This window comes from Palleronia pontilimi, assembly GCF_016412875.1.
Taxonomy (GTDB): domain Bacteria; phylum Pseudomonadota; class Alphaproteobacteria; order Rhodobacterales; family Rhodobacteraceae; genus Palleronia; species Palleronia pontilimi.
Genome location: NZ_JAEKPD010000035.1, coordinates 1 through 12,397 on the forward strand (window position 1 = coordinate 1; position 12,397 = coordinate 12,397).

Annotated in this window: 8 protein-coding genes; 3 read left to right on the forward strand and 5 right to left on the reverse strand. The window is 58.4% G+C overall.

What is annotated here, in order from left to right:
* Nucleotides 1-86: 86 nt before the first annotated feature.
* Nucleotides 87-1,124, forward strand: a complete 1,038-nt coding sequence (locus ILP92_RS18015) for a reverse transcriptase domain-containing protein (protein WP_198917804.1) — start codon at nt 87-89, stop codon at nt 1,122-1,124.
* Between the two features lie 58 nt (nt 1,125-1,182).
* On the opposite strand, the gene ILP92_RS18020 is transcribed toward ILP92_RS18015, so the two are convergent.
* Genes ILP92_RS18020 through ILP92_RS18040 form a run of 5 tightly spaced genes read right to left on the reverse strand, consistent with a single transcriptional unit; the run spans nt 1,183 to nt 10,039 of the window.
* The gene (locus ILP92_RS18020) at nt 1,183-3,270 is read right to left on the reverse strand and encodes an AIPR family protein (protein WP_198917805.1); all 2,088 of its coding nucleotides are present in this window, start codon (nt 3,268-3,270) and stop codon (nt 1,183-1,185) included.
* 2 nt (nt 3,271-3,272) lie between these two features.
* Entirely contained in the window at nt 3,273-4,271 is a 999-nt protein-coding gene (locus ILP92_RS18025; protein ID WP_198917806.1) for a PD-(D/E)XK motif protein, read from the reverse strand.
* Nucleotides 4,255-6,963: a Z1 domain-containing protein gene (locus ILP92_RS18030; RefSeq protein WP_198917807.1), complete on the reverse strand. Its 2,709-nt coding sequence runs from the start codon at nt 6,961-6,963 to the stop codon at nt 4,255-4,257. The genes ILP92_RS18025 and ILP92_RS18030 overlap by 17 nt, the downstream gene beginning before the upstream one ends.
* Nucleotides 6,960-8,447 (reverse strand): ATP-binding protein, encoded by a 1,488-nt coding sequence (locus ILP92_RS18035; protein WP_198917808.1) that lies wholly within the window; start codon nt 8,445-8,447, stop codon nt 6,960-6,962. Before ILP92_RS18035 ends, ILP92_RS18030 begins: the two co-directional genes overlap by 4 nt.
* A complete protein-coding gene (locus ILP92_RS18040; RefSeq protein WP_198917809.1) occupies nt 8,444-10,039 on the reverse strand; it encodes a DNA cytosine methyltransferase in 1,596 nt (531 codons plus the stop codon). The genes ILP92_RS18035 and ILP92_RS18040 overlap by 4 nt, the downstream gene beginning before the upstream one ends.
* Nucleotides 10,040-10,095: 56 nt before the next feature.
* Here ILP92_RS18040 and ILP92_RS18045 point away from each other — a divergent pair, with 56 nt between their 5' ends.
* A complete protein-coding gene (locus ILP92_RS18045) occupies nt 10,096-10,551 on the forward strand; it encodes a very short patch repair endonuclease (RefSeq protein WP_198917810.1) in 456 nt (151 codons plus the stop codon).
* A 394-nt stretch (nt 10,552-10,945) separates the two neighbouring features.
* Complete coding sequence (locus tag ILP92_RS18055) at nt 10,946-11,347, forward strand: hypothetical protein (protein ID WP_198917811.1); 402 nt, start codon at nt 10,946-10,948, stop codon at nt 11,345-11,347.
* Nucleotides 11,348-12,397 lie beyond the last annotated feature (1,050 nt).

Consider the following 12,397-nt stretch of genomic DNA (forward strand, 5'->3'; position numbering starts at 1 on the left):
TCGTCCATTCAAAGGTGGAAAAGTCCAGTTCGCAATGGCCCTAACCGCGGGGGAAGGTCAACCTACTTTCGTTCTACGCCAGCGAGATGAATACGTTGCTGGACGCCCATTATGACGCCGAAGGCCTGTCTGATAACGTTCTGGCCTATCGTGCTCTTGGACGCGGTAACTACGATTTTTCGGCGGAGGTGCTTGCATTTGCCAAGATCAATGCCCCCGTCACGATACTGGCGTTCGACGTCAGCAGCTTCTTCGACAACCTTGACCACACGCTCCTGAAGCGCCGTCTAAAAACCGTGTTGGGCGTGACGTCGCTCCCCGAACATTGGATGCGCGTGTTTCGGGCGATTACCGCCTTCCATTACGTCGACATGGAAGAACTCAAGGCGAACGTTACGTTTTCTGCCCGGCTGAAGGAGAACAGCCGGGACCGGATCGCCAGCGTCGAAGAGTTGAAAGCCAATGGCATCAGGTTCCACCCAAACCCCGAACTGGCAAAGGGGCATCGACGAGGCATCCCCCAGGGCACTCCCATCAGCGCAGCAGCGTCGAACCTTTACATGATTGATTTCGACGCGGCTGCACGCGCCTACTGCGACAGCGTCGGCGCGCTGTATCGACGGTATTCGGACGACATCTTGGTCGTCTGCGACCCCGCTCACGCCACAGCGGCCGAAGCTAAGATAATGGATCTCATCAAGGCAGAGAAGCTGGAGATCTCGCCGCACAAGACCGAAAGGACTGAATTCACGGGCAAAGTCTCCGTTGCGGGTAAAGCGGCGCAATACCTCGGTTTCGCGCTACACGAGGCAGGACCAGCCATTCGAGATAGCTCACTCGCGCGCCAGTGGCGGAAGATGCGAAGGGCGATGCGTAGAACTCGCAAGATCGCCGAGCTTAACATAGCTTCCGGAAAGTCGACCAAGGCACATACGAAACGACTTTATCGCCGCTTCACCCACTTAAAGGTGCGCGACAATGAAGGTGTTAGGACCGTTCGAAATTTCTCCTCCTACGGGCGGCGCAGCGCCGCCGCGTTCGGCGGAGACGAAAAAATATCCAGGCAAATCAAGCGCTTTGAACGTGTCGCGCTTCGCGAAATTGAGAAGTTGAAAAAACTTTGAGGATGTGACCATTCGGACTTCCCGAGTTTGCTGAGCATCATAGTATTCGGACACACCGTCAATTTGCAATTTGCCCTGCATCAAGCGATCGATACCCTTGGTTCCGCGCCCGCTCCATCACGGCCATCGCCTTAACGGACTGAGCTTCTGTAAGCGGCCGCAGCCGGAGACGAGTGGCCGCCTCGAGTATGCCGTCTTCAGAGGGCGTCAGTCGCATCCCCGAGCTTCGGACCCATTTCCTGAGACAGAGCCACTCAGCCGATCCAATCTCGGCCACAGCGGCCTGGGCTTGGATGCCGCTCACCACGCGTTGATCGCGACGTCCCTCCGCCGTTCGTTGGCGTCGTTCGGCAGTGCCGATAAGCATGTCCGACAGATCACTGCGGAACTCGATTTCGGTCTTCATCGCGGTCTCAACACATGCCTTCTTCTTTGCCCATTCCGTCGGGTTGCTCCCGCCGGCTGGCGGAGATAGCAGGTGCGCGTGCATGGCTTCGCCGTATTGGTCGAGGACATCGATCAGCGGTTCAGGTAAGCTCTGACTGTTCCAGACCAGATTGAGGTCAAGAGACTGCCCTCGCTGGGCGACATCGTGGACCAGCTTGGCGATCGCATAGCAGACTGTGTTCGCGCGTAAGCCGCCAGTATACCACGAACCAGTCGCGTCCGAGACAATGCGTTCCGTCTTCCGGAAGACTATCAGCTTCGAGATCGCGCTCCGAAACCACTCCTCGGAAAATGTTTCATCTCGCTTTTCCCACTCCTTGCCGATGGCATGGGCAAAATGGGCGAAGTTCTTCTGTGCTCCGAGACTTACCAATTCAGGCCGCCCGCGCCAGGTCATCTCCGCCTTGGCGAGGTCGGTCTTAGTGAAGAGTTGCGCTCTTGGGTGCTCCAAGTCGAATTTTCGCCGCTGTGCCGGCGTCAGGCTGGAGCGGCGATCCGCGAACTGGCCACGAGCGCGCTCATAGAACCAGCGGCTCTGTGTGAAATTTCCCTCCTTCGCTGGCGCATAAAGCCTTCGCGAAATTTCCTCCATCCGGACGTGGAAGGGATGGTTCGAGAAGAAATCGGCGGCTGCGATCCTGTTCTGGCTGTTCGCATACCGAGAAATATCCGGAACGATTTTTTCGGCCTTATCCGCATCGACGATAGAAAGTTTCATTTGGACGAAAGTTTTCGACAAGTCCTTCCCGCTTCGCAGGGCGGCGTGGATGGAAGCGCTGGTCTGCCCTCCGTTCACTATCTGGAGGTTCGTCAGACGGGTCATCACGGGAATGCCGGCCCGCTCCTCGATCTCGACCGCCTCGGCTGTGGCGGTGATCCCGTTGTTGTAGGCGAAGAACATCGACGGGTCTTCCTCGATGGTCTTCCGAATTCCCTTGTTCACGTTACCTCGCGCCTGAAGGAAAACCCGCACATTCTGCTCCAAAAGGCGTGCCTCCCACCGGTCGTAAATCGACGCGAGGACCGGTCCCGGGAGGGCGGCAAGATATGCTTCGTATGGTGAATCCGGCATGTGAGCTGGAAGAACGGGTATCGCTCCTCCGTGCTGATCAAGATCGACAACGATATCCTCCCGCCCCATCGATGAGTTCTCGATCCGCTCGAGACGGGTGACATCCCACACGCTGTAGCTGACGGGACGCTCCATGAACTCGGTCATATCGCGCCCATCGATACGGCTGCTGAGCTTGCGATCAGTGAGCAGAAGCAGGCGGATCTTTTTCACTGATGACCATCGCGCGGCGATCATGTCGGCCAATTCGAAGCCCGGCGACGTTTCCTCGAGCCTGTTGCGCCAATCCTCGTCGAGCGCTGCCTTCAGAAACCGCAGGGGGCGCTTGAACTGGCTGTTCAACTCCGTGCCGGTCAGTGTCGGCGCGCCTTGATCGTCAGCGTGGTCAACGACAAGAAGCGACAGTTGCTTGGATTTCCGCGGATCACCGCCCCAGCCGTCCACTCTGATGCCGGATTGCTGGGTGCCCCGGTGGTGAAAATACTCCAAGTCGTCGATCTCCCCGGAACCGGTGATCGTGTCTGATACCCTGGCGAAGAATGCTTCCTCCATCGAGGTGCCATTCGCTTCGGAAAGCAGCCTGACATCCTCTCGGAGCATGTCGGCATACTGTGCATCTTCGCCCATCGTCATCCCTCGCCTGCAAGCTGGTCATTGAAATCGCGTTCGCTCATGTGAAATACACTAAGTTCAGCGAGAGGGAGGTCATACGCCACCTCGATCGGGCCATCGGGAAAGGCGCCGGGAACTATCCTCGGGAAGCCGCTTTGGACCTTGTAGGCATCGAAAGCCCTGTGCAGCACGATTACCTCGTATTCGTGGGTGTCGTCGTGGCCGGCATCTTCGAGCGCCGCTTCGAACGCCTTCGAGGCGTGCGGTGCGTCTGAAGCAATCGCGGAGCGGACCTGCCCCACCATCTCGTGGAGATCGAGGGCTCCCACATCCTCCTCACCCGTGGATGCAAAAGTGTGAACGAGCAGGATCAATTGATGGCCGGGCACATCGTCGAGTTGATGTTCTGATGTGATCCGGACCTTGTTCCGGGAGGCCGCGCCACGCGCCTTGCACTCGATGCACAGTTCGGAAAGTTCGAAATCCTTCGGCGCACGCTGGGAGCCCCGCCAACCCACTACCGCTGTATCGAGTCCCCTCGAGGGCGCGACGATATTCAAGAGCGTCCACAGCTCGCCAATCAGGCCCAGCTGCACCTCTCGACTAAGAGTCGGTTTCCTGCCTCCCTTGAGGAGAGCGTGCCATTTCCACATTCGGCCAACAAAGGACTGGACGGCCGTCACTTCGTCGCGAGCCGCCGCAACCGTCTCGATGATGTCATCCGTGAATCGCGTGAAGATGTCCGCGTCATCGGCATTTTCCAACGTGACCGACAGGATGCCCTTGTCGTCTTCACTTCGCACCCGCGCTTCGACATCAAGGCCTGCGATCTTGGGGAGGGCGATCCCAGAGGTAGTGGCACGTGCATGGACGAGAAACAGGATGCGTCGCCCGAGATGGTCAAGCGCGCGAAATATTTCCCAAGGCCGACTTTCCGCGACCAGACGCCCATTCAAGCGCGGGCCAGGCGGTGAAGCCTGAATTTCTGACCATGGATCGTCACTCTTCGCGGTCAAGAGCCTCTCCCACTTCCTCGTCGATCTCGCCGCGGTTCTGCTGCCACCAGATCGTGTTCACCTGATAACTCACCGTCTTTCCCTTTTTCTCTGATGTCGGGAACCCGATGGTCCACGCGGTGACTGGAGGCTCTTCGGTCAATTCCCCCGTCTCCCGATCAAGAAGCGCAATAACATGCACCGCCAATATCGGACGGCACCGCTTCGCCAAGTATGCGCTGTCCGCGATGTTCTTCGTGCCTTCGGCTGCGGCTTCCGCTCGCACCTCCGCCAGGGCATCATCAGTCATGCCGAACCGGACGACCCCGCGCGATGAGAACCGGCGGCTGGTCGCGATTACCTTGCCATCCTCGCGTGCGGCTGGCGTCCGGGTCTGGATGCGCAAGGGGAATCCGAAGCCATCAAAAGTTGCAGCATCGGCCTTTTCACTGCCGACAAACGCGACGTCCCATTCATCAAGGTTCTCGTCCTCGCGCTCCTCGATGTATCGGATCACCGGTTCAGTCTGCGTCCGTTCGGCGTCCCGGTGGTTTCGGAAGTCTTGGAGAAACTCCTTGACGATATCGGAGGAGACGGCAGAGAAGAGCTTGCTTTCGCCATCCATCTTGCGGGACTTGGCTGAAAGCCGGTCGTGGAGCCGGATCGCCGCTTGCCGGTTCTCCTCGGCATCATCGCCCGGACCGTTGTCATGAATGACCGTCGTCTCAATACGGCTGCGTGACAGGCTGATGTCGACAATCACTTCCTGACCGCTCCCGGCCTTATTGCGTGCCGTCACTTCCAAGGCCGACGGATGGCGCTGAACACGCAGGCCGAATTCCCGCGGGCTCGCTCCGGACGCGGCCATGTAGCGCAAATCCTGTCTCAGTTCCTCAGATGCCTCGGCAATATGGGAATACCAGCGGCGGGCCTCATCCTTGATCCATACCCGGCAGAGATCCTCGTAACCTGGGCGATAACCGAACCAACGGGCCATTTGTAGTAAAGTATCGTAAGCCTTGGAGTTTCTTAGAAAATAGCTGATGGTCAGCCCTTCGAGTGTGAGTCCCCGAGACAGGGAATATCCACCGACCGCGATCGCCGTGACCTGATCGTTTTCGGAATCCTTGATTTCCGGATATTCCAGCTTCTCGCCCGACTTGCTGTTCACCTCGTAGACAGCGGCTCGTCCCGCCACCCGATCAAGGAGCGGCAAAACGTCCTCCCAATCGACTCCTGCATCGGCATACTCTTCGTCGAAGACATCCCTCATTGCGGCCGCTTCGGCATTCGCCGCGGCCTCGTCAGGGGGGAGAGAACAATGCAGTTTCAATGCCGGGCGGATGATCTCGTTCATGCGGTGCCGGATGAGGTTCGCCACATCGGTCTGGACAGACGTGAGGTGCGAGACGTTCACCAGCATGGAATGATGCTTGTCTCGTTGCCCGCGGAGATCACGGATCGCCCCGGAGACGATGAATGTCCGGATTGCTGTCACCAGTGATTCCGGAAGATCCTGGACCTGCTGGCCCTTGGGCATCTTCAACGGCAGGTGGGGCTCGTTGTCTTCGATGTTGCGTGTGGGCCGGTCGGCTTGCTCATCGGGTTCGCCGAGGAAGACCTTTTCTGCGCCGTAATAATTCCCGGGCCGATCCAGAGCGATAAGGAAGTGTTCTGGGAACAGGTCGCGCCCGGCCTCCTCGTGTTGGAGATCCGGGTCGATGAAAATGTTGGCGAAGGGCGTGGCAGTAAACGCGACGTAAGAACTCTTGCTAAAGAGGTTCAGAAGCGCACGAATCTGACCGTTGATCCGCGAAACCGCCTCCGGCCCCTTAGCGACGTTGATCGAGGCGTTATCGGCTTCGTCGTCGATCAGGATCATCGGTTGATCGATTGTCACGCCGCCACGAGTGAGGTTGGACGCCTTCAGCCATGTCAGGAAATTCTTCAGGACGCTCGCGTTCTTCTTGATGACGAAAACGATCGGCTCCTTTTCCATGTTAACGAGCGGAATTCGCTGATCTGCCTGCCCCTTCCGAAAATCTGCCTGGCGCGTGGTCATCGCACTCGGTTCACGTGACGGATCAATCAATCCGACGCCCACTCGGCCGTCATCCCGCACATTTTCCAACCGTGAGATGTCACTGTTCCGTCCGATCAGCCCTTCGTCGATACGTGTCTGGGTCTGGCTCCGCAGATTCTCATGGATACCGGCAATGATAATGATGACCTTGTAGCCGACATCGGCCGCCTTGCTCACGAGCGCGGTGTAGTTGCCCGTTTTGCCTGCTTGGACATCCCCCATCACCATGCCGCGGCGATCGAACGGGGTGTCCGCTTGCGGATCGCCGCAAAGCTCGATGACCCGGTTAGTCTTCTCGTTCATCGCCTCCAGCACCGGCCCTGGAAAGCCCGAATTGGCAAGCTGTGTTCGATAGCGGGTCCAGTAGAACCAGTCGGTTTCCTCCCGCCGCCTCGCATCGAACCAAGGCGTGAAACCGGGTGCCACAAGTGCGGCTCCGGTCTCGACCAAGACGCCGTGGCGGATGCGCATTTCGTCGTAGAGTTCATCGAGTTGTTCGCGTGTCACTTCCGCACGCGCGAGCGGTGCATATTTCTCGATCTCGGCCCGCAGGTCTTCCTCGGTCCTGTATGTCTCGATCATGAAGTCGCGGATCAAAGCGCGGATGTTTTCCAACGTGAGGATATTCATGGTGCCGCCATTTCCTGAACCAAGAGTTCGCTGATTACCTGCTCGTTCCCGGCGTAGGGTGGAACAACCTTCATCATCGCCGCGATGTCACCGTCTTCGTGTCCCATCTCACGGAGTTGATCGATCAATTTGCGACCATTTTCTCGAAGCTCAGTCTCGTCGAGACCTTCCTGCCTGATGTCCGTGAAATTTTCAGCCATGTCGTGGTAGAGCGCCTCGACCGGCAAGCCAGCCGCGATGAGACGCAAGACCTCGCCGAATGCGTTTTCCTGCTCTTCCGTCAGGGTGGACGCAAACGCCGCCACCGAGGGATGATCTTCGTTCAACGCGTAGTTGATGCGGTTGTCGGTCTTTTTTCGTTGCCAGAGCGGAAGGGGGTTCTCGTCTGTCAGTTTCGCACCGCGCTTGCGATAAACGCGCTTTGATTTTCCGCCGAGGCCTTCGATCAGCCTCCTGAGGTAATCTCGAAGGGCGGGCGGTGGTGATGCGGAAGCCTTGAGCACGTCGATCTTCCACGCAACATCGCTCTCGTTGCCGATGTCGATCCGCACACGAGCGAGTTGGGTCAACCTGTGCTGAGGTGCCATCCGAAACCAAGTTGCGTGTCGGATGAGACGCCTGTTCCGATAGAGATAGAAGCCCTGCGACTTCATGTGGCCTTCCCGGAGGCCCATCCTCTTCCATTCCGCCTCGGAGGCCACCTTGTTGCGGTGCGGCAAGATGAAGGGCTGGATCGTTACGGTGCCACCACCTACGACGCGACGGTCCTCCGCCTGCCTGATCGTCGCATCGTGCCATTCTGCGAACGGATCGACGGGCACAAGTTTCCGTCCATTGACTTCGAACGAGACGGCCTTCCGTCCCTTCTCCGATTTCATAAAGCGGTGAAACACCAGCTCGAGATGCCGAGACGTCTCGTCCATGATCCTCAGAAAATTCTGGCTCCCCAGTTCGAGGCCGACCCTGTCGAGCTTTTCCCAGAGAATGAGCGTGCCGTCGTGCCTCAGAAGGTCGGCGAAGCGAATGCCATCCGCCGACTGGCGAGTTTCGACAACCCACGCGTTCCGAGCGACCACAACGTCCAAATCCCAGATTGCCACTGAAACGGCATCGTCACGGAGGGTCACCACCGTCAATCGTCGACATTGCGAGAAGGATGCCGTCTTCATCCCAAGGCCGAACCTGCCCAGGTCGTCGGCGCTTCGCGCCTCAGTTGGCGAGCGCGACCCGGGGCGCATCGCCTCGAGTAGTTCCGACCGTGACATCCCGACTCCGTTGTCAATGATGCCGATGGCAGCATCATCTGGATTTGATCGAACTCTGATCGAGATTTTCGTAGCTTCGGCCGTCAGCGAGTTGTCGACGATGTCGGCCAATGCGCTCGACATCGTGTAGCCGATGTCTCGGAGGCTTTCGATCAGCGCCCCGGCGTTCGGCCGGACCTCGTGATACGAACTTTCTCCGTCGCAGGGTCGATCTGTCATGCCGATATCGCGGCCATTTTGATTTTATCGATGCTCGGTGTCGCGGCACCGAAAATCTGGATCAACACTGGATGCAAGGCGGCGGCAATCTTCGATGCGAGGAATGGTGGGACGGCATTCCCGACTTGGATGTATTGCTGCGTGCGGTTGCCCCTGAAAAAATAGTTGTCCGGGAAGGTTTGCAATCTCGCGGCCTCGCGCACCGTCATGCTGCGACATTGGGAAGGGTCGGGGTGGATGAAATAGTGTCCATCCTTCGAAAGGTGGCAAGTAACGGTAGACGACGGAAGATCCCAAGGCTGGACCCGAAAGCGATCATTGAACTTGCCGGACTTCCAATTGGAGTGTTTAGGGGCGAGGCCATCCGGGAAGTCTGCCGCCTTGGGAGAGCAGCCGGTCGCGGCCGCCCAGCAGGATGCGAAGAGATACCGCTCGAGATCGCCGGCCATGTGTCCGCGGGTCTCGTGTAGCGATAGCCTGGTCAACCGATCGTCTACCAACCAATCCCTGAGGTCATCGGGGCAGCTGTCAGGCAGCTTCGTGCCATCGGCTGCGCCCATGCGTTTTTCGACAATGATCTTTCGCGACCTATCGACGGCGCTAAGAAGCTCAGAAAACTTTTGTGCAGCTCTTCCCTCAAGGTCATTCGGCATGACCGCTATTTTGGCCGCCCCCAAGGCGACAATCCGCTTCCAGTCTTCGACATTGTCGCAAAGACCGTCGCGCGCGCTTATCCCGCTTCTAAGCATTGGCATTGCGGATAGAACGTCACGAACAGTAGTTCGGCGGGAAGCTGCATCGAGGCGAGGCGGCTCGAAGTGATCCATCGTCGACAACAGGTCTCGCCTGAGGCCCACGATAATGACCCGATGGCGCGTTTGAGGGACACCATAGTCCTCCGCCGCCACGACAAAATCTTCCGGTTGTGCATACTCGTGAAGTTCTGTGCTGCCGGCCAATGGAAATAGTTCGTATTCCGCAGAACCGCCCCCGGATCTCAGATCCTCGGTGACCAAGTCGAATACCTTTCGCTTCTTAATACTCGACGAAAGCATGCCCTTGACGTTTTCCATGACGAAAGCGGCCGGACGCAGCTTCCTCAGGACGTTGATGTATTCCTGGTAAAGGAGATGGCGGTTCTCATCGTGCGCAACGTATCCGAGGTCGCTTGGCTTCCTGCCCCTGCCGGCGAGCGAGTAGGCTTGGCACGGCGGGCCGCCGATGAGAACAACCCGATCGCCGCGCCGTCGCCGAATGTCGGCGATGCGTTCGTCCAAAATCGTTTCGGTTTCTGGATCTCCCAAGGTCAGGTTCAGAGCTTCCCGTTCAGCCTGAGCCCATTCGCGCGGGTAAAGCTCCGACCAATTCGGCTCAGGACCGCCAAAATTCATGAAGTCAATGTATTCGGGCGGAAATTGAGATCCAAAGCGACGCAGGAAGGCACGCAACTTGAGCGTTCCATGCGCCACGGGGTCCTTCTCCACGGAGACGTCAATCTCGAACCCGCCTTGGCTGCCTGGAAAGGCGCAGAAGCCCTCGCCAAGGCCGCCGGGGCCCGAGAATAGATCAACGATTCCGAAAGCTTCTTTCATTTTCCGCACACTGAACCATTTTGTCGGAGGAGCAAAGGTGCTGCCGAGGCAATTTTATGGCTGATACAGTCTCACCCGAGGTCAGATCCAGGATGATGGCCGCGAACAGGCGGAGGGACACCGGCCCGGAGCTGCTGGTTCGCCGCCATCTGCATGCACGGGGCCTGAGATTCCGCCTCGATGTCCGCAAGCTCCCCGGCAGCCCGGACCTCGTGCTCGCCCGCCATAGGGCCGCTATTTTCGTGCACGGCTGCTACTGGCACCGGCACCAAGGTTGCCGTTTTGCCACGACGCCGAAGTCGAACCAAGCCTTCTGGACAACCAAATTCGCGAGGAATGTCGAACGTGACGAGAGAGCGATAGCAACGCTCCTCCACATGGGCTGGCGAGTTGGGGTGGTGTGGGAGTGCGCTCTCAAAAAGGATAACCGCGACGCAAGCCTTTCAGCCTTGGTAGCCTGGGTCCACGGGAACTCCGATCGAACGGATATCCCTGCCCGCGCGCCGGGCTGACGAACAGGCTCTTGAAGACCGTAACTGCCGGGTTCGCAAAAAGGACCCCTCGCGCTTCTGTGCCGCTACAAGTGCTCGTTTTGCCATCTTCCGTTCGAATGCGACGGGGCTTTCCCAGCCCAGTGCTGAGTGACGGCGGCGCGGTTTACAAAATCCATCCATGTTTCAAAGATCGCCATCTCGGCCTAATGACGCTTCCAACCGGGAGTGCTGGACGAGTTTTTCGATATTTTTTCTTCGTCGTTTAGGGCAGCGGCCAATATCAACTTCGAACGCAGATACAGGACCCCAACCCCTCTCGATCTCCTTGACGGCCGCGGCGGCGATCTCGCCGTCCCCCCCGATGCGGCCTTTGGGCACAACTGCCCCGGACTTTCGATCACGGAGGTTCACCATGAACTCGATCGTCTTCACGCATTTCGCCACGCCCCTGGAGGGCGTATCAACCCTCGACCTCGCCTTGGATCGCCTCGGCGCATGGCTCGACGCCGAGCGGGACACGCTCAACCGCGTGCTCGCCCAGGTTGGCCTGGGACAGGCCGCCAGCGCGCTCCAGGCATTGGACCAGCTGCATCTCGAACCGGAGTCTACCGCGGAAGATCTCCGGGATCTGCTCGAGGACGCCCGGACATTTCTCGAGGTCCTGCTCGAGACCCTGCGCGCCCTTCCCAGCCGCTGCTTCCTCGAGACCGCGTGGGGTCTCCCGGGGCCTGACGCGGTCGACACGCATGTGCGCTGGTCCGGAGCGCGGGTCGAGGAGGTCTTGGCGACCGTGGATCGCGCCTTGGCGGCCTGAGGCGGGTTGGAGGTCCCGGCCACGTGGGCGGGGCCTCTTCCCGATACCGCTTGCATCGGATGCCGAGCGCCGTGAATTTCCGGCTTGCGCCCCTCAGGGACTGTCTCAAAAGAACAGCTTGGGACGCAGCGGCCCCGATCCGGACGGATCGCCATTCACGCCGCGAGCACCGTCGCGCTCTTCCTGATCAAGACTTGGGAGCGAAGGACGCAGCGCAGTCTGCCCGCGCCCGCGAAGCTTGGTAGGTGAGGGACATCCCTCGGTTCTAACGCCGACGCCAATAATGTTGATAGCGACTTAGCGAACCTTTTTCGCATCATGATAAAATGGCCAATCTCGTTATATCCAAGGGCAAAGACTGGCATGATTACTCCACCGGAAATTACATATCCAAAAGGCCTTGAGCGTCGCATCACACGCCGAGCACTTGCATGCGCCCGGCGGCTTCGGCAGATGCGTCGCGAGCGCTTGTGTGAACCGGACATTTTGGTTTGGCCTGATTTGCGACAGGAGCCGCTCGGCACAATAACTAATCTACGCTTTCGTCTCGGAGCCAACTCGGACGCGATAAAAGTCGATACGACGGCATGGGAGACCCATTTATTCGCGATACTCAAGTGGCACGGATGCGAATGCTTTTTCCGCCAAGCCATTTGCAATCAGAGAGGAAATGAGCCGATGCTGGGTGCTTCGGACGCCGATTTGGCCGTTATCCTCGAGGTCTTGGTTCTCGACCCCCGCATGTCCGCATGGATTCACTTTGCGGAAGCGGAATTGGACGCCCGCCTGAACGAAAGCAACCACAGAAGACTGATGAGGCTCTTAGCACAAAGAGCTTGGTCAAAGGCCCGCGAACAGGAAAGCTGATTTTCTTAGCCGAAATATTTCCCGCTTATCCACCAGAAAAAGCACAGAGTGAGCCAATCACTTGAAGAGGCGTAGGTTTTCCTTGGTGACGCCGCATTTCGCGCTTTTTCCTCAGGCTTCTCCTTTCGAATTCGACTTCCTCGCCAACATTGCTCGGTTGGCGGAACGAGCGGAGAGCCCTGA

Bases quoted from the DNA above. Each gene is read 5' to 3' on its own strand.
- ILP92_RS18020 (WP_198917805.1), bottom strand. From the start codon at position 3,270: ATGGGCGAAGATGCACAGTATGCCGACATGCTCCGAGAGGATGTCAGG.
- ILP92_RS18045 (WP_198917810.1), top strand. From the start codon at position 10,096: ATGGCTGATACAGTCTCACCCGAGGTCAGATCCAGGATGATGGCCGCG.
- ILP92_RS18030 (WP_198917807.1), bottom strand. From the start codon at position 6,963: ATGAATATCCTCACGTTGGAAAACATCCGCGCTTTGATCCGCGACTTC.
- ILP92_RS18055 (WP_198917811.1), top strand. From the start codon at position 10,946: ATGAACTCGATCGTCTTCACGCATTTCGCCACGCCCCTGGAGGGCGTA.
- ILP92_RS18035 (WP_198917808.1), bottom strand. From the start codon at position 8,447: ATGACAGATCGACCCTGCGACGGAGAAAGTTCGTATCACGAGGTCCGG.
- ILP92_RS18040 (WP_198917809.1), bottom strand. From the start codon at position 10,039: ATGAAAGAAGCTTTCGGAATCGTTGATCTATTCTCGGGCCCCGGCGGC.
- ILP92_RS18015 (WP_198917804.1), top strand. From the start codon at position 87: ATGAATACGTTGCTGGACGCCCATTATGACGCCGAAGGCCTGTCTGAT.